General features: G+C 59.5%; 20 protein-coding genes. 17 read left to right on the top strand and 3 right to left on the bottom strand.

What is annotated here, in order from left to right:
• Window positions 1–35: 35 nt before the first annotated feature.
• Window positions 36–3,182: a chemotaxis protein CheB gene (locus BLP93_RS15315; protein ID WP_092123580.1), complete on the bottom strand. Its 3,147-nt coding sequence runs from the start codon at window positions 3,180–3,182 to the stop codon at window positions 36–38.
• A 392-nt stretch (window positions 3,183–3,574) separates the two neighbouring features.
• Here BLP93_RS15315 and BLP93_RS15310 point away from each other — a divergent pair, with 392 nt between their 5' ends.
• From BLP93_RS15310 to BLP93_RS15295, 4 genes are all read left to right on the top strand, one after another.
• A complete protein-coding gene (locus tag BLP93_RS15310; RefSeq protein ID WP_092123578.1) occupies window positions 3,575–3,781 on the top strand; it encodes a HicB family protein in 207 nt (68 codons plus the stop codon).
• A gap of 82 nt (window positions 3,782–3,863) precedes the next feature.
• Complete coding sequence (locus BLP93_RS15305; RefSeq protein WP_244148785.1) at window positions 3,864–4,352, top strand: hypothetical protein; 489 nt, start codon at window positions 3,864–3,866, stop codon at window positions 4,350–4,352.
• A gap of 271 nt (window positions 4,353–4,623) precedes the next feature.
• Window positions 4,624–5,682, top strand: coding sequence for a DUF21 domain-containing protein (locus tag BLP93_RS15300; RefSeq protein WP_092123574.1), 1,059 nt, complete (start codon window positions 4,624–4,626; stop codon window positions 5,680–5,682).
• Entirely contained in the window at window positions 5,679–7,667 is a 1,989-nt protein-coding gene (locus BLP93_RS15295) for a BCCT family transporter (protein WP_092123572.1), read from the top strand. The genes BLP93_RS15300 and BLP93_RS15295 overlap by 4 nt, the downstream gene beginning before the upstream one ends.
• A 13-nt stretch (window positions 7,668–7,680) precedes the next feature.
• Here the strand turns inward: BLP93_RS15295 and BLP93_RS15290 are convergent, their stop codons facing one another.
• Window positions 7,681–8,472, bottom strand: a complete 792-nt coding sequence (locus BLP93_RS15290; RefSeq protein ID WP_092123570.1) for a gamma-glutamyl-gamma-aminobutyrate hydrolase family protein — start codon at window positions 8,470–8,472, stop codon at window positions 7,681–7,683.
• Window positions 8,469–9,467 (bottom strand): amidoligase family protein, encoded by a 999-nt coding sequence (locus BLP93_RS15285; RefSeq protein WP_092123568.1) that lies wholly within the window; start codon window positions 9,465–9,467, stop codon window positions 8,469–8,471. Before BLP93_RS15285 ends, BLP93_RS15290 begins: the two co-directional genes overlap by 4 nt.
• A 34-nt stretch (window positions 9,468–9,501) precedes the next feature.
• Between BLP93_RS15285 and BLP93_RS16780 the strand changes: the two genes are divergently transcribed.
• From BLP93_RS16780 to BLP93_RS17060, 13 genes are all read left to right on the top strand, one after another.
• A complete protein-coding gene (locus BLP93_RS16780) occupies window positions 9,502–9,705 on the top strand; it encodes a hypothetical protein (protein WP_139163030.1) in 204 nt (67 codons plus the stop codon).
• Window positions 9,706–9,829: 124 nt separating this feature from the next.
• Window positions 9,830–10,126 carry a sll1863 family stress response protein gene (locus tag BLP93_RS15280; RefSeq protein ID WP_092123567.1) on the top strand — a complete coding sequence of 99 codons (297 nt, stop codon included), beginning with the start codon at window positions 9,830–9,832 and terminating at the stop codon, window positions 10,124–10,126.
• 113 nt (window positions 10,127–10,239) lie between these two features.
• Window positions 10,240–10,713, top strand: coding sequence for a discoidin domain-containing protein (locus BLP93_RS15275; protein ID WP_092123565.1), 474 nt, complete (start codon window positions 10,240–10,242; stop codon window positions 10,711–10,713).
• A 247-nt stretch (window positions 10,714–10,960) separates the two neighbouring features.
• Window positions 10,961–11,440 (top strand): sll1863 family stress response protein, encoded by a 480-nt coding sequence (locus tag BLP93_RS15270; protein ID WP_092123563.1) that lies wholly within the window; start codon window positions 10,961–10,963, stop codon window positions 11,438–11,440.
• Between the two features lie 100 nt (window positions 11,441–11,540).
• The gene (locus BLP93_RS15265; protein ID WP_092123561.1) at window positions 11,541–11,864 is read left to right on the top strand and encodes a sll1863 family stress response protein; all 324 of its coding nucleotides are present in this window, start codon (window positions 11,541–11,543) and stop codon (window positions 11,862–11,864) included.
• A 29-nt stretch (window positions 11,865–11,893) separates the two neighbouring features.
• Window positions 11,894–12,190, top strand: coding sequence for an MrpF/PhaF family protein (locus tag BLP93_RS15260; protein ID WP_092123559.1), 297 nt, complete (start codon window positions 11,894–11,896; stop codon window positions 12,188–12,190).
• A 3-nt stretch (window positions 12,191–12,193) separates the two neighbouring features.
• Window positions 12,194–12,496 (top strand): cation:proton antiporter, encoded by a 303-nt coding sequence (locus BLP93_RS15255; RefSeq protein WP_092123557.1) that lies wholly within the window; start codon window positions 12,194–12,196, stop codon window positions 12,494–12,496.
• A complete protein-coding gene (locus BLP93_RS15250; RefSeq protein WP_092123555.1) occupies window positions 12,493–13,587 on the top strand; it encodes a hydrogenase subunit MbhD domain-containing protein in 1,095 nt (364 codons plus the stop codon). The genes BLP93_RS15255 and BLP93_RS15250 overlap by 4 nt, the downstream gene beginning before the upstream one ends.
• Before the next feature lie 201 nt (window positions 13,588–13,788).
• Window positions 13,789–14,109, top strand: a complete 321-nt coding sequence (locus BLP93_RS15245) for a sodium:proton antiporter (protein WP_092123553.1) — start codon at window positions 13,789–13,791, stop codon at window positions 14,107–14,109.
• Entirely contained in the window at window positions 14,106–15,623 is a 1,518-nt protein-coding gene (locus BLP93_RS15240) for a complex I subunit 5 family protein (RefSeq protein ID WP_092123551.1), read from the top strand. The genes BLP93_RS15245 and BLP93_RS15240 overlap by 4 nt, the downstream gene beginning before the upstream one ends.
• Window positions 15,620–17,155 (top strand): complex I subunit 5 family protein, encoded by a 1,536-nt coding sequence (locus tag BLP93_RS15235; protein WP_092123549.1) that lies wholly within the window; start codon window positions 15,620–15,622, stop codon window positions 17,153–17,155. The genes BLP93_RS15240 and BLP93_RS15235 overlap by 4 nt, the downstream gene beginning before the upstream one ends.
• Window positions 17,152–18,894: a complex I subunit 5 family protein gene (locus tag BLP93_RS15230; RefSeq protein ID WP_161946366.1), complete on the top strand. Its 1,743-nt coding sequence runs from the start codon at window positions 17,152–17,154 to the stop codon at window positions 18,892–18,894. Before BLP93_RS15235 ends, BLP93_RS15230 begins: the two co-directional genes overlap by 4 nt.
• 38 nt (window positions 18,895–18,932) lie before the next feature.
• A complete protein-coding gene (locus BLP93_RS17060; protein WP_161946365.1) occupies window positions 18,933–19,409 on the top strand; it encodes a Na+/H+ antiporter subunit E in 477 nt (158 codons plus the stop codon).
• Window positions 19,410–19,412 lie beyond the last annotated feature (3 nt).

Below are 19,412 nucleotides of genomic sequence, written 5' to 3'. Positions count from 1 at the left end.
CGGTTCCTGATTCTACGTTTGCTTTCAAAATGACATTATGGCCTTTTGTCGCAAATCCGCGGCGTCTCTGGAGCGGCTATTCCGGTGTCATAAGTTGCCTCCGTCTTATCAGGCGGCAATGCTTCCTTTGCACCGGGATCCGTTTCTTCCCGGGTATGTTGCCCGGTGACGTCCACAGAGGCGCAGGTGATCCCGACCATTGAGCCACTGGAATCGCGCAGTGGTTCAATGGTCAGGTCTTGCTCAAAGGTTTTGCCGGCAATGGTGCTCCGGATTGTTTGCCGCAGGCCTTTTCCGCTGTTCATGACTCGTTGCTTGAGGGTCGTCAGTTCGGCGGCCTCCTGTTCGGGCAGAAGGTCGACATCGGTTTTGCCGATGATCTGTTCAGAGGAATACCCGAGAGCAAGGGGGTACATCCAGGTATACCGCAGGTCCATGTCCTGGTTGGAGAGCGTCATGGAAGAAGCGCTGAGCGCGACCCGCAGCCGCTCCTCGTTCACCAGCATCGTCTCGCGGAGCTGTCGCGTGGCCGTGATGTCCACAAAGGTCAGCACCGCGCCTTCGATGGCGTTGTTCAAGGTCCGGTAGGGCTGAATGCGCAGGGCATACCATCGATCTTCTTTTGTCCGCACCTCCACCTCTTTCGGGGCCAGAGTGTCCAGCACGGCCTGGGTGTCGTATATCAGCGCGTCGTAACCGGACAAGTTGGAGAGGATGTGGGCCAAGGGCCGGCCGACGTCGCTCAGAATCAGATTTATGATCCTGGTGGCGGTGGGGGTGAAGCGCAGGATGCGCAACTGGAGGTCCACAAAGATGGTGGCGATGCCCGTGCCGGCCAGCAGATTGTTCATGTCGTTGTTGGCCCGGGACAATTCGGCCATCTTGGACTGCAGTTCGGCGTTGATCGTGGTCAGCTCCTCGTTGATCGACTGCAGCTCCTCCTTGGAGGTTTCCATCTCTTCGTTGGTGGATTGCAGCTCCTCGTTCACGGACTGCATTTCCTCGCTGAAGGACTTCAGCTCTTCATTGGATGTCTCCAGTTCCTCGTTGGCGGCCTGAAGATATTCCTCCTTGGCCCGCAAATCCTCCTTCAGCGCCGCGATGCGGGCGTCGGCATCCATACTGTCCGACTTTGATCTCGGTTTGCCGTCCTGCCCGGTGGGTACTGTTGCCGGATCACAGTGCTCCGGTTCCTGGACATTCTCCAGGATGACCAGGCACAGGGGGGGCTCGGACCAGGCGGCAGGGGCGGCGGCCATGGGACGGACGATCAGGTTGACGGTGATGAAGTCGCCGTTGGTTTTGATCCGCAGTCCCGGACGACGCACGCTTGCCCTGGTCTGTAAAACTTTGTGCAGGGTGATCGTCAGGTCGTGGCGCAGCCCCTCCCGGGCCATCTGCAAGATGTTGGGATGCTTGACCTCCCCGGGGGGCTGTTCCAGGTACATGCCCATGCGTCCATGCAGGTAGAGAATGTCCCCCTGGGCATTGATCAGTGCCCCCGCCTGGACAACCTCTCGCAGCAAGGCCTGTTCGGTCATCTCGCGCACCGACGGTTTTTTGGCGGCGCTCGTTCTTTCGGCAACCTGTGGAAGTGCGACGTGATTGGCCATCATGGACGACGGGAACCGCCCAAAGTCCGCATGCTGGGCCCCTGAAGGGTCGATCTTGCGCTGGTAGAGCTTTTGCTTGCGCTCCAGCACGGCAAAGAAATCCAATAAACCTGCGTTCTCGGAAGTCCCCTGGAAGAGGAAGCCTCCCGGATTCAAGGCGAAGTGAAAGAGCTGGATGATTTTGCTTTGCAGCTCGGCGTTCATGTAGATCAGCAGGTTGCGGCAACTGATCAGGTCGAGCTTGGAAAAAGGCGGGTCCTTGATCACGTTATGCTCGGAAAAAACCACCATGTCGCGAATCGTCTTTTTGATGCGAAAGATGCCGTTGTCCGGCTCGAACGTGAAAAAACGCTCCAGCCGTTCCGGCGAAACATCCGTGGCGATGGAGGCCGGATAGATGCCGGCCCGGGCCGTGGCAATAGCCTGGCTGTCAATGTCCGTGGCAAAGATCTGCAACTGAAAGTTCTGGGGGACGACCGCCTGGTGCTCAGCGAGAAGGATGGCCAGGGAATAGGCCTCCTCGCCGGAGGAGCAGCCCACGGACCAGACCCGGATCACGGCGTTGGCCGGCTTGTCGGCAAAGAGCTTGGGCACGACCTGCTTCTCCAGGGCCTTGAATGCCTCAGGATCACGGAAGAAACTGGTCACCCCGATGAGCAGGTCGCGGAACAGGCTTTTTACCTCTTCCGGCGTTTGCTGCATGAATCGGACGTATCCACTTATGGTTTCGATCTGATGAACGGCCATGCGCCGCTCGATGCGCCGCAATACAGTGGATGGCTTGTACTGGGAAAAGTCGTGCCCGGTCTGGTTGCGCAGCAGGACAAAGATTTTTTTCAACTCATTCTCGGACTTGGTCGAGGGAGCGGCCCGGCGCTTGGGTGGCCTGCCGAAGGCATGGGTCACGTAGGCGATAAGCTGGGCCGGCATCTCCGCCGGAGGCAGCTCGAAATCCACCAACCCCGTGGCCAAGGCGCTGCGCGGCATGCCGTCGTATTCGGTGGAGGCCGGGTTCTGGGCCATGGCCATGCCACCCTCGCCCTTGATATCCCGCACGCCAAGGGTACCGTCGCTGCCCGTGCCGGAAAGCACGATGCCGATGGCCCGTTCGCGCTGGTCCTGGGCCAGGGAGCGGAAGAAGAAGTCGATGGGCAGGCGATGGCCGCGCGGGGCGTTGGGTTCCAGCAACTGGAGGGTGCTGTTCAGGAAGGCCATGTCCCGGTTCGGGGGGATGATGTAGATGCAGTTGGGACGGACCTGCATTCCGTCCTCAACCTCGAAGACCTTCATCCTGGTGTAGCGCCGGATCAGTTCCGTGAGCATGCTCTTGTGGTCCGGGGCCAGATGCTGGACCAGGACAAAAGCCATGTTGGGGTCGGTATCCTCAGGCATGCCGGAGAAGAAGGCCTCGAAGGCGGCCAGGCCTCCAGCCGAAGCCCCGATGCCTACGATGGGGAAGCCCGCGGCCGGGTCTGCAGCGGGTTGCGGCGCTTCAGCAGAACTTGAAGCCGCCAACTCTTGGCTGGCGGACTTGATCGGCTTGGCCTTGTTTTTTTTGCTCGGAGACATCGTGTTCCTTGGCTGAGAGTTCATTAAGAGTTATTAATGTTCTATCGCTCTCAGAATCCGGCAGTCAAGGGATAAGATGGAAGATTGAAGAGCTGATCCGCCAGCACGGGTTTCAGCTCTCCGGAAGCCATGTCCTTTTGAGCATCCCTGTCCTGTGGGGGGATCGCATATGAAATTTGTGGTACGATTAAATTGGAGCCACTCCCAGGGATATTTCGAAGAACAAAACACCTGGAATAGAAACAATCCTGAAGGTCACAAAGTGCTGGGCTTGTAGCTGCATACGAAAACGTGCATACTTCATCATGCCCAACAAAGCGCTCCAACCACGCTTATATTAGGTGCGGTTGAGCTCAGGCATTCGCTCCCCCCCACATCCAGAGGAGAATATCATGGAACTATCAGCCGTACTGACCCCCGCTCCCGAAGGTGGTTATGTGGCCGTGAACCCGGAAACCGGCACGACAACGCAAGGTGAAACCGTTGAGGAAGCACTGAATAATCTTCGAGAGGCAACAGAGCTTTACCTCGAAGAGTTTCCACTTTCCGTGAGCGGACGTTCCCTGTTGACGACATTCCAGGTATCAGCTCATGCCTAAACTGCCTAATGATAGCAAGAGGAACTCCATGTCGAAATCATCAGTATTTGCAGAAATTCCAGATTTTTATCGGATCATACCCTTGAAACAGCTTCGTCGCACGCCCGGAGTTTTTTTCGACAACGTGCCCATGGAGTTTCTGCCGCGCATCGATGCCATTGACCGGGTCATCCATGCCCAAAGCGCGGTTTCTCCGGGACCGGTGGGCGATGTGGCCCGCCCCTGGTACATGCATCCTTCCCAGGACGACAACTTGATCGTGCTTCATGGTACCCGCCATGTGGACATCTATCTGCGGGATCACGGCATGCACAGCTTTACCGTCACCTCCAGCCGGATTCTTCACCAGGATGGCAGTGTTCTTTTTGACGGTCCGGCCATGCTTGTCTGGCCGCGGTTAGTCTTTCATCGGATTACCAGCGGAGATGAAGGCTCGGCCTCCCTGAACTTTGCCGTCCACTACGAGGGGCTGGACATGCGCACCAACTTCAACATCTATGATCTGGACCTGCAAACCGGACAGTCGCGAATTGTCCGCGAAGGCTTCCAAGACCAGAAAGCGGGATCGTGAAGTATTGAGCCGCTTGGCGCGAACAAGAAGAGCCAAGCGCAAAGCTGACAGCCGCGGAAAACTCTGGGTGATGGTGGGGAGTGGCTTTGCGCTGAGACGCCATTTCTGCTGATGACCACGAGTAAAACCACTTCCTTTTCCACGATCCGAACTCTCTTCCCGGTGCCAAGAGCCAATCGTGGCACTCTTCCAGGACGTATTCTGATTATCCGCGAAGCGGGCTTGGTTTTGCCTGTTGCTCCATATCCCGCCGTGATTTAACCTCAATTCCATGACTCTTCTGACCTGGATCGGGATTCTTGCCTGTCTGACGCAATCCGCCATGCTTTCCGGCCTGAATTTGGCCTTTTTTTCGGTGAGCAAGCTGCACCTGGAGATGGAGGCTTTCCGGAACAACCCCCATGCCCGACGGATTCTGGCTCTGCGCCGGGATTCCAACCTCCTGCTGGTGACCATCCTGTGGGCCAACGTGGGAGTGAACGTGCTTCTGGCTCTGCTCTCCAACTCCGTGCTCGCCGGGGTGGCTGCATTCCTGTTCTCCACGGTGCTGATCACCATCTGCGGAGAAATCATGCCCCAGGCGTATTTTTCGCGAAACGCCCTGAAGATGGGTTCCTTGCTGGCACCGGTGATTCGGCTGTACCAGATCGTCCTGTATCCCGTGGCCAAACCCACGGCATTGATCCTGGACAGGTGGCTGGGGCCGGAGGGCATCGGCTTTTTTCGGGAACAGGACCTGCGGGAACTGATCAAGATGCACATGAACTCCGCTTCCACGGAGATCGACAAGGTTGAAGGCAAGGGCAGTTTGAACTTCCTGGCCCTGGACGATCTGCCCGTGGCCGCCGAAGGGGAGGTGGTGGACCCGCGCAGCATCCTGACCATGAAGTTCGAGGGCGAGATGCCGGTTTTTCCGCGGATCAAGCCTTCCAGGTCCGATCCCTTCCTGAAACTGCTTCAGAGTTCGAAAAAGACCTGGGTCATCCTTGTGGATCTGGAAGGCGAACCCCGGCTGGCTGTGGATGCGAGCGGTTTCCTGCGGGAAGCCTTTTTCAATCCGCGCCAGTTCAATCCCCTGGTCCACTGCCATCGGCCCATCATCGTGCGCGACCCCATGACCAGCCTGGGTTCGGTCATCCCCAGGCTGAAGGTTCATGCCGAACGTCCGGACGACGACGTGGTGGACAGGGACATCATTCTCTATTGGGGGGAGGAAAAGCACGTCATCACCGGTTCGGACATCCTGGGCAGGCTGCTGCGCGGCATCGTCCGCAGGGAGGAAGCGGTGGTTTCGGACCGGACGACGTCAGCCAAGGAGGAAAGCCGATGAACGCCACACCTGAGATTCCCGAAACAAAGCCCCGAGTCCAGATCAATCCGCCGGTCTTTTTCGGTGCGGCAGGGTTGATCCTGTTCTTTGTCGTCTTCGCCATGATTGCTCCGGAACGGGCCGGGACGGTGTTCGGCAGCGTGCAAGGGTGGATCGTTCATGCCGCGGGCTGGTTCTACGTGCTCTCCGTTGCCGTCTTTCTGATCTTCGTGGTCCTTCTGGCCCTGTCCGGCTACGGACGGATCAAGCTCGGCCCGGATCACAGCGAACCGGGGTACAGCTATCTTTCATGGTTCGCCATGCTTTTTTCAGCGGGCATGGGCATCGGCCTGATGTTTTTCGGCGTTGCCGAGCCGGTGATGCATTACATGACGCCTCCAGTGGGGGAGCCGGCAACCGTGGCGGCGGCCCGGGAGGCCATGAAGATCACCTTCTTCCACTGGGGCGTTCATGCCTGGGCCATCTATGCGGTGATCGCCATTTCCCTGGCCTATTTCTCCTATCGCCACGACCTGCCCCTGACCATCCGTTCCGCGTTCTATCCTTTGATCGGCGAGCGCATCCATGGTCCCATCGGTCATGCCGTGGACATCTTCGCCATCCTGGGCACCATGTTCGGCGTGGCCACGTCCCTGGGATTCGGCGCCATGCAGGTCAATTCCGGCCTGGAATACCTGTTCGGCGTTCCCAATACCATCGGCGTGCAGATCGCCCTGATCACGGGAATAACCATTATCGCCACCGTATCCGTGGTCCTTGGACTGGACGGCGGCATTCGCCGGATTTCGGAATTGAACATGATTCTGGCCGTGGGCCTGCTGGCGTTCGTCCTGATCACCGGCCCCACGGTCTATCTGCTTCAGGCCCTGACCCAGAACATCGGGGCCTATGCCTCGGACATCGTCTCCAAGACGTTCAACATGTACGCCTACGAACCCACGGGCTGGATCGGCGGCTGGACCCTGTTCTACTGGGGATGGTGGATCGCCTGGGCGCCGTTCGTGGGCATGTTCATCGCCCGGGTCTCCCGGGGCCGGACCATCCGGGAATTCGTGCTGGGCGTACTGCTGGTGCCGGTGGGGTTCACTTTCATGTGGATGACGTTTTTCGGAAACACGGCCCTGCACATGATCATGGTCCAGGGCATCACCGAACTGGGCACAGCCGTGGCCGCAGACACGACCATGGCCCTGTTCGAGTTTTTCGAGCACCTGCCGCTGTCCACCCTGATGTCCCTGATCGCAACGATCCTGGTGGTCACGTTCTTCGTGACCTCGTCGGACTCCGGTTCCCTGGTCATCGACATGCTCGCCTCGGGCGGGGAAGAGGACGCTCCGGTCTGGCAGCGCATCTTCTGGGCACTGAGCGAAGGCCTTGTGGCCGCGGCCTTGCTGCTGGCAGGCGGACTGGGCGCGTTGCAGACCGCTTCCATTGCCGGCGCCCTGCCGTTCACGGCGATCATGCTCTTGATGTGCTGGGGATTGTTGCGGGCCTTGCGTCTTGAGGGAGCCAAACGGACCAGCCTGCGCAGCGCCGTGCTGATGCCCCAGGTCGGCGGCAAGCCCATATCCTGGCAGAAGCGTCTGGCCGCGTTGCTGCACAATCCCACCAAGAACGAGGTTCTGGAATTCATTCATAATACGGCCAAGCCGGCGCTTCTGGAGGTTGCGGACGAATTTCTGCGACGCAATATCACGGTCCGGGCGGAGGAGGGCGAGGACGGCCGAGTCTGGCTGGAGGTGCTCCATGGAGCCGAGATCGATTTCTTCTACTCCGTTCGGCCTCGAATCTACAGCCCGCCGGCGTTCGCCATGCGCGACACCAGGAAACGCCGCGACGAGCAGCTGCGATTCTATCGGGCGGAAGTGCACCTCAGCGAGGGCGGGCAGGACTACGACCTGATGGGCTGGACCAAGGACCAGATCATCACGGATGTGGTGGACCAGTACGAGAAGCACCTGCATTTTCTGCATACGGTGCGGTAGGGAAAGGGTTCGATCAGTTGGGAGACGGATTTTGCCTCGCCTTATCCACCAGGGCCCGGAACAGGCGCTGGTGGCGGCGGTGGTGGGGCAGGTATTCCGGATGCCACTGGACCCCGATCACAAAGTCCTTGTCGGTCAGTTCAACGGCCTGAACCACGCCGTTGGCTTCCGAAGCGACCACGCGCACGGCGGCGCCAAGTCGGTCGATGGCCTGGTCGTGCAGGGCGTTGACGCGGCAAACGGCGCATTTCAGGATCAGGGCCAGACGGGAGCCGTCTGCCACCTGAACGGTTTTGCGCGGCAGCAGGCTGCGGATGTTCGGCGTTTCCTGGTAGAATCCCGCCAGATGCTGATGCAGGCTCCCGCCCGCTGTCACGTTGATCAGTTGCGCTCCCCGACAGATGCCCAGCACCGGCAGGTTCCGGTCCAGGGCCTTTCGGAGCAGGTTCTGCTCCAGTTCATCACGCTCCGTGTTCAAACCAGGATTGCGGGTGGTTAGGAGCCGGCGGGCCAGGAACATGAGCGGGAAGGCCAATACGGCCAGAGCGCGGCGAAACCAGCCCCGTTCGCCCACGGCCATTTCCTCCGTGGGCGGCAGGAGTTCCTCGCCATACAGATCCGGGGCCACGTCAGCGCCTCCACCGATAATCAGACCGTCCAGCCGGTCGATGGACGCGGGCCGTTGCGGCGTGATCCGCACGCTGTGCCCGCCGGCTCGAAACACTGCCAAGCGGGTGAACCACCAGGCGGCCAGGCCGCCATGATCCGGGCCGGTAATGCCGATCAGGGGGCGGGTTTTGTTCATTTTTTTATCCATTTCCTCACTTTGTCCGCCCAGTCATCGATCCTTGCCGCAACCACCTCCAGGGGATTTTCAAGATATGCCCGGCTGTGTTCGCGCAGTCGCTCCTTGTCCGCGGCCAGATGCTCCACCAGAACCCAGTCGTTCCAGGGCTGGGCCAGGGACCAGTCCGGCTCGTCGATCCGGCAGTTGGGCAGGCGATAGTGGAACGTAGGACGGGGTTTGATCAGGTGGGTTTCCACATCCGCGGCCATGACCTGGTCACGGTTGAGGTGGGCGAACAGCGGAAGCATGTCCAGCGGTCGGTTGCGCGTGGCGTTGTGCCGCAGGTAGTCCCGGATCAGTTCCGTCATGTCCGGGTTGTAGTTCTCCGCCAGAATGGCGCGCACGTAGTCTCCGGGGAAAGCGCGAATGAAGGGCAGAATCTTGCGCGAGATGTCGATTCGTTCTTGCGTGGACCCACTTTCATACAGCAGAACAAAGGCCCGCAGAATGTCCAGCAGATAACCGGCCTTCAGTTCGGCCGCCTCCACGTTGAACTGCACGGCAAAGGCATAGACCAATGCCGCGCGCGTGCCCTTGGCTCCGGCCTGATGCAGGCAAAGCCGCAGGTTGTCCATTTCCTCCAGAGCCGCGATGCGAACAGGGGGAGCGATCACTTCGCTGGGAACAACGGTTCCGGCCAGCCTGACGAGGAGATCGTCGATGCGGTGTTGGGTTTGAGGGTCGTCCTGATCGATGCCGATCAGGGCCAGGTAGCGCCGGTACTCGTGGTCCTTGAGCAGGCTGGCGTCGAGCTCCACGCGAAATGACCCGTGCCGTGCATTCTCGATGTCGATCTCGAACGAACTTCTAGAGATCGCCGTACCACCGAAGACGTCCGTTACGGCCCGGGCGATTTCCGAGAGCTGCAGTCCGCCCATCTCCATTTCCACGCCGACGTGGCGGTAGTCGCCATGGAAGGCGTGCATTTGGTGGGGCATGATGAATCGGGACATATACTGTTCGTTCAGCGCGACTAACGTCACTGTTATGTTTGAAGCAATATTGCGCCATCAAACTGTTTGTGGCTCTGTGTGCCAACATGCCATACAAATTGACTTATTTTTGTCGGCAGGTCAAGATGACGGTATTGTGGCATCGGTGATGGACGATGCTGAACAAGATGTTTGGTTCAACTTGGCATATTTGTCAGTACTCGAAATCGCAATCGAAATCGAAATCGGAATCGCATAGTTTCATGATTTATTGTTTTTCGATTGCGATTTCGATTCCGATTACGATTACGATTTCGAGTATGAACTGGATACGTTGTAAATCGAACGCAATTTAGAATTAACTGCTTGAAAGGAGTAATGGCGTGCTGGATAAGCGGGATGAGTATATTCGAATGTTGAAGGCGAAACTCGATGAGTGGAATATCGACATCGACAGGCTGACGGCCAAGGCCAGACTGGTCAAGGAGGAAAAGGAGATCGAATACGCCGATCAGATCAAGATGTTGCGCACCAAGCGCAAGGAGGTGGAGGAAAAGATCGCCGCGCTGCAAAAGGCCGGTGAACCGGCATGGGCGGAATTCAGGAAAGGAATCGATACCTCCTGGGAAGCTTTGAAGAAAGGCTATAGCGAGGCCATGTCCGGGAAGCGCAAAGAGTAGAAGCGAGGATCACGTTTGGGGCATCGAAACCGAATGATGGACTCCATATTTCAGAATGGCAAGACGCTGGTTTAATCAATCAACCCCTTGAATGGGCAAAGGAGTGATAGCTGATGAAGAAACGAATAGTCCCAACCAATGTGGAAGCGGACAGCGGGCCGGAGGGCGACTGGATGGACCTGGAGACAGCGGCGGAGGTGGAAATCAGCTCCGAGGATCCGAATCATCCTATCGAGCACGCCCTTTTGCCGGGAAATCCATCCGGATGGCGCGCGGGCCAACCGGGTGAACAGACCATCCGGATCATGTTTGCCGAACCCCGGACCATACGCCGGATCTGGATCCATTTCGAGGAGGCCCAGGTGGAGCGCACCCACGAATTCGTGCTGCGCTGGTCCCCGGACAACGGGCAAACCTACAAGGACATCGTCCGCCAGCAGTGGAACTTCAGTCCCAGCGGCATGCACTATGAAACCGAGAACATTTATATCGATCTCAACGGCGTGACCACCCTGGAACTGAACATCAAGCCGGACATCAGCGACGGCGATGCAATTGCCTCCCTGGCCCAGATGCGCGTGGGATGACCATGATCGTCCCAGCCTGATCAACGCTCGAACCGCACTTCTTATCGAAATCGCAATCGCAATCGAAACAGAGGTGCTACGGGCAGAAGTGGATGAAACGGCATTATTCGATATAAGTTGTGATATATGTTGACTTGGCAGCAACACCTGAATTGATAATTGATTTCGATTTCGATTTCGATTTCGATTTCGATTTCGATTTCGATTGCGATGTTTGATAGTTTGAACCTTGCAAAGAGGGGTTAATATGGGATTGCGACGAATTTTGTGTGGGACATTGTTTTTATGGGTTGCCTTGGGATTGGCCTTGGTTGCTCCAACCGCCTGGGCCGATGCCGGGCCGGATGAGGCGTCGTTCGAGGATGTGCGCCGAGAGATGCGGGAGTTGGGAGATGTATTGAGAAAATATGGCTCGGAACAGCGGGACAAGGCCGTGCAGCAGGCCCAACCCGCCCTGGAGTCATTGGACCGGCGTATGGAAGCCCTGGAGAATACCATTGAAGAAAACTGGGACGAGATGAGCGAATCGGCCCGGGAGCGCTCCCGGCAGGCCATGCGGGAGTTGCGTCGGCAACGGGTTGTCCTGGCTGAGAAGTACGGAAGCCTGAAGCAATCATCCGAAGGCGCCTGGGAACAGATGCGCAAGGGGTTCATGGATGCCTATCACGTAATGAACGAGACCTGGGTGAATACAGTGCGCGAATTCCGCAAGGAGACCGACGACTGATCCAGGAGGCGGCAGATCCATTACTGGTCAAGCGCGGCTAAATAATTATTTTCATTTTAACGTCGGAACAAGGTTCCGGCAAAGCCGAAAAGGAAGAAGCATGAATGAGAAAAGAGAAGCGTATGTTCAGGGATTGAAAGCCAAAATTGATGTCTGGAATGCCGAGATCGACAAGCTGGAGGCCCAGGCAGACCTGGTCAAGGCTGAAGCAAAACTGGAATATCATCGCCGACTGGAGGAATTGCGCACCAAACGCAATGAAGTTGAAGACAAGATCGCGGCATTGCAGGAAGCGGGAGAATCCTCCTGGGAGGGATTGAAACAGGGACTTGAGCAATCCTGGGAGACCTGGTCCGAGAGTTTTTCAAAGGCCAAGGCCGCATTCTCCCAAGGTTACAAGGAAGGAAAGCAGAAGCCGGAGTAACGGACAAAAATGACGGGAGCGAATAGCTGATGCCGAGTTTTTACCTGGGGGTTGCCTGTTTTCTGCTCGCAACCATGCTTGTCGGACTGGTCCGGGTTTTCCGCGGTCCGGAACAGGAGGACCGGGTGGTGGCGGTGCAACTCTTCGGCACCACGGGCGTGGCCATCCTGCTGCTCCTGGCCGCGGCCTTCGATGTTCCGGCCATTCGCAACGCCGCCCTGGTCTTCGCCTTGCTGGCCGTGCTGGCCGTGGTGGCTTTCGTGCGCGGCGATATCGACAACGGCGACGTCGAAAAGGACGATCGGCGCACTGCACGCGGAGACTAGAACATGGCCTCAACCGTTCTGCAGATACTTTCCGGCGGCCTGTGCGTGGCCGGGGCCTTCTTTTTTCTGGCCGGCACCGTGGGCTTGCTGCGGTTTCCGGATTCCCTGAGCCGGATTCACGCCCTGACCAAGGCGGACAACCTGGGTCTGGGCCTGATTGCCCTGGCCCTGGTGCTCACCGGCGACTCGCTCAGCGAATCCCTGAAAATCATATTGATTTGGCTGTTGGCCCTGGCGGCCAGTTCGAGCATCTGCTTTCTGATCGGACAGAGCATCATGCGCAAGAAAAGGGAAGGGCGGACATGACCTTGATGCTGATTTTCGACGTGCTCCTGGTGGGGGCCCTGCTGATGGTCAGTCGGCGGCTTCTGCTGGCGTCGGATCTGTTTCAGGCCACGGTGCTGTTCGTTTCCTTCGGTCTTTTTCTTTCCCTGGCCTGGATTCGCCTGCAGGCCCCGGACATCGCCCTGGCCGAGGCCGCGGTGGGCGCCGGTTTGGCCGGGGTGCTTCTCTTCGGGACGTTCAAGGGGATCGAGCCGAACCGACATCGCGACAGTCAACGCCATGACAATCACAATCATGGCGATATGGACGATAACCGGAACCAGTTCCGACCGGGAGAACATGATCTGTTCTCTGAACAATCCCAGGCCTTGCCGTGCCGCCTGGATCAGGATGCGTCATGTCCGGGTCGAATGCACTATCTCCTTGCCGCGGGCTTTGTCGGCCTGCTGACCTTGCTGCTGGTCCTGACGGTGGTGCAGTTGCCCGCGGATAAGAGCGGCCTGACCGATTGGGCGGCGCAGGCCATGCAAGACAGCGGGGTGGAGCATCCGGTGACCGCGGTGCTGCTCAATTTTCGGCTGTACGACACCTGGCTGGAACTGGGCGTGCTGATCCTGGCCCTGGTTGCGGTGCTGGCCGTGTACGGCCGCCGGGAGTTGCGCATGCAGGCCCGGGCGACCTCCAATCCCGTGCTGCGCTGGCTGGTCAGCCTGCTGACGCCGATTGTCCTGCTCGTTTCGGTCCAGCTGCTGTGGTTGGGCGAGCATTCGCCGGGAGGAGCATTCCAGGCCGGGGTTGTCCTGGCCGCCGGGCTCGTCCTGCTCCGGCTGACCGGATTGCCTTCCGTGAACACGCTTTCCCGCGGAGCCTTGCTGTCCTTCGTGATTGTCGGATTCAGCGCGGTGCTGCTCCTGGCCGCCGCGACCAGCTTCGCGCCCCGGCTTCAGCCCCTGGAGTTCCCGATACAATGGGCCAAACCGCTCATTCTTGTCCTGGAATCCGCGGCCACGGTTTCCATCGGCGTGACCCTGGCGTCCCTGGTGGTTCACGTCTTGTCCGGGGGCAGGGACAAACGCAACGCAGAAAGCCGTGACGAGGCCGCAATGCAATAGATTTCGGCTGGAGAGCAAATGGCGGCGGACTCGGTCGATGGCGGGAAGCGTACTTGCTCAAGAATTCGTGGCAAGCATGACCTGGATTCCCGCCTTCGCGGGAATGACTTGGGAATGGCACACTGTATCTAGCTTGTCATTCCCGCGAAGGCGGGAATCCAGATGGGAGTTACTGAACCAAACACAGGAATCCGGCATGCAATGACCACGTTTCTCCTTTACTCCGTCGTTGCCGTCCTCCTGGTGGGAATGGGGCTGTACGGATTGATCGTCCGGCGGCATCTGTTGCGCCAGATCATGGCCCTGAACGTCATTGCCGGCGGCGTGTTTCTGCTGTTGATCAGCACGGCCTATCGCAACCAGGGGAAGTTCGCCGACCCCGTGCCGCAGGCCATGGTGCTCACGGGAATCGTCGTGGCCATCAGCGCCACCGGCCTCGCCCTGGCCCTGGTGCGGCGGATCCATCGCCCCGAGGATGACGCACCGTCAGGGCGCTCCGACCGGGACGGGGACGAGCCATGACGCACCTGGTCTGGGCGATCTGGACTCCTTTTCTCGGGGCGATGGTTTGCCTGCTGCTTCGGGGGCGGGCCGTCGCCTGGGCGGGTTTGGCGGCTTCCCTGGCCGTGTTCGGCGTGTGCATCAACCTGGTGATGAGTGTCTGGGAACACGGATTCGTCCGGGTTGAACTGGGAGGATGGGCCGCGCCCCTGGGCATCGGGTTGTATCTGGACGGCATCGGAGCGTTGTTCATGCTCCTCACGGCCATGGTCGGAGTGCTGGTCGGGGTGTATGCAATGAGCTTCTTCGGTCATGACTCTCCGGATCACCCTGACCGACGTCATGGTCAGGGACGGATGCGGCCGTACTTCTGGCCGATATGGCTGCTGCTCTGGGGAGGGCTGAACGGTCTCTATCTCAGTTCCGACATCTTCAACGCCTATGTTCTGCTGGAGATTGTCGGCATCGCGGCCGTGGGGCTGACCGTGCTTTCCGGCACCAGGGCTTCGCTGACGGCCGGATTGCGTTACCTGCTGGCCACCATGTTCGCCTCCCTGATGTACCTGCTGGGCGTGGCTCTGCTGTATGCCCAGATCGGCCGCCTCGATTTCTTTCTCCTCGCCGAGACCATGACACCTTCCTTGCCCGTACTTGCGGCATTCGGGCTGATGACCTTCGGTCTGCTGATCAAGGGGGCGTTGCTGCCCTTTCACTTCTGGCTGCCTCCGGCTCATTCCAGCGCACCGGCACCGGTAAGCGCCATTTTGTCGGCAATGGTGACCAAGGCAGCTTTTTTTTTGCTCCTGCGGATCTGGTTCGTGATTTTTCCGGAGATTCTCGTTCCTGCCACCGGCCAGTTGATCGGCCTGATGGGAGCCGTGGCCGTGCTTTGGGGATCCCTGCAGGCCGTGCGCCAGACGAGCTTGAAAATGCTCATCGCCTATTCCACGGTGGGGCAACTGGGATATCTGTTCTTGCTTTTCGCTCTCATCCCGGGGGGGACCCACGGAAGCGAGGCCTGGGCTTCCATAGCCTGGACCGGCATGATGTTTCACGTCTTTTCCCACGGTCTGGCCAAGGCGGCCCTGTTCCTGGCCGCGGGCTGCCTGGTGCTGGCCATGGGCACGGACGATCTGCGGGCCATGCGTGATATTGCCGGTCGATTGCCGGTGATCACCTTTACCTTGGCCGTGGCCGGGGTCAGTCTGATGGGGTTGCCGCCCAGCGCCGGCTTCGTGGCCAAGTGGATGCTTCTCAAGGCTTCCCTGGCCAGCGGGCAATGGTGGTGGGTCGTGGTCATCGCCCTGGGCGGACTGCTCACCGCGTCCTACGTCTTCAAGATTCTGTCCTTCACCTTCGTTCCCTCCACGAGCCGCCCCATGGATCTCAAGCCCGTGCCCATGGTCATGACCCTGGTCGCCCTGACCCTGGCCGTGCTCTGCGCCTTGTTCGGCTTTCGGGCGGAGGAGGTGATCGCCATGCTGCCTCAGGGTGTTGATATGGCCTTTCCGGATATTCCTGGAGGGCGTCCATGACCATGACCTCCTGGCTGCCGTTGATCGTTCTGTGCAGCTCCCTGTTCACCGGGTTGATCATTTTCCTGCTGCCGGGGGAACGTTCTGGGTGGCGCACGACCCTGAACATGGCCGGCGCCACGGTGAAGGTCGTGGCGGTCTTCGTGATGGCCTGGGGGGTGCTGGTCCATGAAGAAGTGTACGAAGTTCGCTTCACCATGGGATTGGATTTCGATTTTTTGCTTCAGGTGGATCTGCTGTCCCTGGCCTTTGTCTCCCTGTCCAGCAATCTCTGGTTCCTGACCACCCTCTATGCCGTGGGCTATCTGGAAGGCTCGCGCAACCGGAGCCGCTTCTTCGGCTTTTTCAGCCTTTGCGTGACCGCCTCCACCGGGGTGGCCCTGGCCGGCAACCTGATCACTTTTTTCATTTTCTACGAATTCCTGACCCTGGTCACCTATCCCCTGGTGGTCCACCAGGGCACGCCCCAGGCTCTGGCAGCGGGAAGAACCTATCTCTGGTACGCCATGAGCGCCGGTGCCCTGCTGTTCATCGGCGTGGTCTGGTTGCAGCTGCTTGCCGGTCCCCTGGATTTCGTTTCCGGCGGCACATTGTCGGCCATGGAGCATATCGGCCCATGGCACCTGCGGGTCATTTTCGTGCTGCTGATCATCGGCTTGGCGGTGAAAACCGCCTTTGTTCCGCTGCACGGCTGGCTGCCCGAGGCCATGGTCGCGCCCGCGCCGGTGAGCGCGCTGCTCCATGCCGTGGCCGTGGTCAAGGCAGGCGCTTTCGGGGTGCTCCGCGTGGTCCAGGACGTGTACGGCAAGGATTTCGCGGCCCAATTGCAGGTGCTCGACCCCTTGGCCATGGTGGTGGCGGCCACGATTATTTTCGGGTCCGTGCGGGCCCTGATGCAGAACGACCTCAAACGGCGGCTGGCCTATTCCACGGTCAGCCAGGTTTCCTACATCGCCCTGGGAGCGGTGGTGGCGGGGCCGCTGGCCACGGTGGGCGGACTCGCCCATCTCGTGCACCAGGGAATCATGAAGATCACCCTGTTCTTCTGCGCCGGCATCTTTAAAGAATCCCGGGGCATCAGCCGGATCGACCAGATGAACGGTCTGGGCCGGACCATGCCCCTGACCATGGCCATGTTCACCATCGCCAGCCTGGGAATGATCGGCGTGCCGCCCATGGCCGGCTTTGTCAGCAAGTGGTACCTGGCACAGGGCGGGATTCAGGCCGGCCAGGACTGGGTAGTCCTGATTCTGGTGGTCAGCAGCCTGCTCAATGCCGCCTATTTTCTGCCCATCCTGCATCGGGCCTGGTTTGTCGCCCCGGATACGGATGAAGGCACGGACGGTGATGTGAAAACGGTTCGAGATCCTGCCCGGAAACCGTGGGCCGGCATGGAAGCGCCCTGGCTGCTCCTTGTCCCGACCCTGATCACGGCCCTGATGTCTCTTGGAGCTGGGGTTTTTGCCGGTTGGGAATGGAGCCCTCTGGGCGTGGCGCAGCAAATTGTCGTCGGCAGGGGGGACCAGCCGTGATCTGGCTCGTTGCGGTGCTTTTTCCGTTGGTCCTGGCTCTCTTGCTCGGCATTGCACCCATTCGCGGGATGATTGCCCGCCATGGGGTGTGGATCGCTCCTTTGCCCGCGCTGGCATTGGCGTTCTGGGGCGGCGGCATGGACCCCGGCTTTTTACCGGCCTTGTTTCTGGGAACGTCCCTGCATTTTGGTCCGTACGGACAGGTGTTTCTGCTCCTCGCCGCTCTGCTCTGGACGGCGGCCGGAGTCTTTGCCGGATCCTCAGCCGGGAGCGGCTCGCAACAAGTCCGCTTCGCGTTGTTTTTCCTGCTGACTCTGTGCGGCAATCTGGGGTTGACCGTGGCCCAGGACCTGGCTTCCTTTTATGTTTTCTTTGCCTTAATGAGCTTTGCCGCCTATGGACTGATCATTCATGACCGGACTCCCACGGCCCTGTATGCCGGACGGGTCTATCTGACCATGGCCGTAATCGGTGAAGTGATTCTGGCCTCGGGATTATATTATGCCGGAGTTGCCGGACAGAGCCTTCTTTTCGGCGATATTTCCGCGAATCTGGCAGCCCATGATCACGCAGGGCTGATTTTTACCTTGGTCTTCATCGGCTTCGGCATCAAGGCCGGGATCATCGGGCTGCACATCTGGCTGCCCCTGGCCCATCCCGCAGCGCCCACCGCGGCCAGTGCCGTGCTCAGCGGGGTGATGATCAAGGCCGGACTGCTGGGCTGGATGCAGTTCTTTCCCCTTGGCGCGGGGTTGAGTCATTGGGGCATGACCCTGGCATTGCTGGGCCTGATCGCGGCGGTGTACGGCGTGGCGTCCGGATTGACCCGGCATGATCCGAAAACCATTCTGGCCTATTCCAGCGTGAGCCAGATGGGGCTGATGACCATGGCTTTCGGCTTTGCCTTGTTGCCCGGCGCTTCCGAAGCCGAGTCGTTGATTTCCGGGTTGCTGCTCTTTGTCCTGGTCCATGGGCTGGCCAAGGCCTCGCTTTTTCTGGGGGTCGGCGTGGCCAAGTCCACCGCCCGAAGCTCACGGCAGGCGCCCGTGGTCCTGGCGGGCTTGACGCTGGCCGGGCTTATTCTGGCGGGGCTGCCGTTTACCGGCGGGTCCCTGGTCAAGCAGTCCCTGAAGGAGGGCGTGGGCTATCTGCCGCAAGCCTGGAGCGGGTATTTTACGGCCATGCTTTTCGTGACCGCGGTGGGAACGATGCTCCTGCTGGCGGTTCTGGTCTGGCGGGTTCGGGAAACCATGGCCCAAGGCGGAAAATCCGCTGGAATCGGGATGCTGGGTTCATGGGGGGCCGTGGCCGTGTTGCTGTTGATCGCGGCGCCTCTTCTGAACACGGCATTTCCGGAGGGCCCGGCCGCATTCACGGTAAGCTGGTTGAGCATCTGGGATGGTATATGGCCCATCGCGCTGGGCATGACGGCCGCGGCGGCATTCGTGCGCTTGAACAAGGGCGGCGTGGAAAGGCGTGGGCTGGACGATCTGGTCCTGGCCGCGACGGACAGCGCCCTGGTTCGTGTGCTCCGGGCATGGCGGGCCGGTCCGCTGTGCGATCCCTCCTGCGGTTCGATCAACCTGGTGACCTGGTCGGACCGACTGCTGCAGAGCCAGTGGATGCGCACGATCCCGGACATGCTGGAACGACGGCTTCTGTACTGGCATACGGTGGGCCTGCTTTTTGTGGCCTTGCTGCTGGGCTTTACGGTGCTGGCATGGTGGGGGATGATGTGACTTTGCCGCATGGAAGGAATGAGAAACGTTCCCGGTTCATGGACCCTCGGACCTTGCTTTTCAGGGTCGCCGTCTTTGGTCTGCTCTGGTGGGTGCTCACCCAGGGCGGTTCGCCGCTTTCCGGATTGGGGATCATTGCTATTTTGTCGGCTTCGGTTCTGAGTCTGCGCATGATTCCTCCGGGCGCATGGAACTGGCGTTTCAGCGCCCTGATTCGTTTCGGGCCGTATTTTTTACATCAATCCCTTCTGGGCGGCCTGGATGTGGCCTACAGAGCCCTGCGGCCGCGGATGGACCTGAAGCCTGTGGTGATTACTCATATCTTGAGACTGGAATCGGAACCGGCTCGGGTTTTCTTTGTGTGGGTGGTCAGTCTGTTGCCCGGTACGGCTGGCGTTGACCTGCAATACGACACGGTGAGCGTGCATGTTCTGGATGAAAGCATCGCGGATGCGCAGAAGCTGCGAGAGCTTGAGGATCGTATCGACGATCTGTTTGGAAACGGGGATGAATAACCT

Source organism: Desulfonatronum thiosulfatophilum, from assembly GCF_900104215.1.
Lineage (GTDB): Bacteria > Desulfobacterota > Desulfovibrionia > Desulfovibrionales > Desulfonatronaceae > Desulfonatronum > Desulfonatronum thiosulfatophilum.
Note: the sequence above shows the minus strand (reverse complement) of the source record. Positions and strands in the feature narration are given on the sequence as shown.

Bases quoted from the DNA above. Each gene is read 5' to 3' on its own strand.
- BLP93_RS15315 (WP_092123580.1), bottom strand. From the start codon at position 3,182: ATGTCTCCGAGCAAAAAAAACAAGGCCAAGCCGATCAAGTCCGCCAGC.
- BLP93_RS15310 (WP_092123578.1), top strand. From the start codon at position 3,575: ATGGAACTATCAGCCGTACTGACCCCCGCTCCCGAAGGTGGTTATGTG.
- BLP93_RS15300 (WP_092123574.1), top strand. From the start codon at position 4,624: ATGACTCTTCTGACCTGGATCGGGATTCTTGCCTGTCTGACGCAATCC.
- BLP93_RS15295 (WP_092123572.1), top strand. From the start codon at position 5,679: ATGAACGCCACACCTGAGATTCCCGAAACAAAGCCCCGAGTCCAGATC.
- BLP93_RS15290 (WP_092123570.1), bottom strand. From the start codon at position 8,472: ATGAACAAAACCCGCCCCCTGATCGGCATTACCGGCCCGGATCATGGC.
- BLP93_RS15285 (WP_092123568.1), bottom strand. From the start codon at position 9,467: ATGTCCCGATTCATCATGCCCCACCAAATGCACGCCTTCCATGGCGAC.
- BLP93_RS16780 (WP_139163030.1), top strand. From the start codon at position 9,502: ATGTTTGAAGCAATATTGCGCCATCAAACTGTTTGTGGCTCTGTGTGC.
- BLP93_RS15275 (WP_092123565.1), top strand. From the start codon at position 10,240: ATGAAGAAACGAATAGTCCCAACCAATGTGGAAGCGGACAGCGGGCCG.
- BLP93_RS15270 (WP_092123563.1), top strand. From the start codon at position 10,961: ATGGGATTGCGACGAATTTTGTGTGGGACATTGTTTTTATGGGTTGCC.
- BLP93_RS15265 (WP_092123561.1), top strand. From the start codon at position 11,541: ATGAATGAGAAAAGAGAAGCGTATGTTCAGGGATTGAAAGCCAAAATT.
- BLP93_RS15260 (WP_092123559.1), top strand. From the start codon at position 11,894: ATGCCGAGTTTTTACCTGGGGGTTGCCTGTTTTCTGCTCGCAACCATG.
- BLP93_RS15255 (WP_092123557.1), top strand. From the start codon at position 12,194: ATGGCCTCAACCGTTCTGCAGATACTTTCCGGCGGCCTGTGCGTGGCC.
- BLP93_RS15250 (WP_092123555.1), top strand. From the start codon at position 12,493: ATGACCTTGATGCTGATTTTCGACGTGCTCCTGGTGGGGGCCCTGCTG.
- BLP93_RS15245 (WP_092123553.1), top strand. From the start codon at position 13,789: ATGACCACGTTTCTCCTTTACTCCGTCGTTGCCGTCCTCCTGGTGGGA.
- BLP93_RS15240 (WP_092123551.1), top strand. From the start codon at position 14,106: ATGACGCACCTGGTCTGGGCGATCTGGACTCCTTTTCTCGGGGCGATG.
- BLP93_RS15235 (WP_092123549.1), top strand. From the start codon at position 15,620: ATGACCATGACCTCCTGGCTGCCGTTGATCGTTCTGTGCAGCTCCCTG.
- BLP93_RS17060 (WP_161946365.1), top strand. From the start codon at position 18,933: ATGGACCCTCGGACCTTGCTTTTCAGGGTCGCCGTCTTTGGTCTGCTC.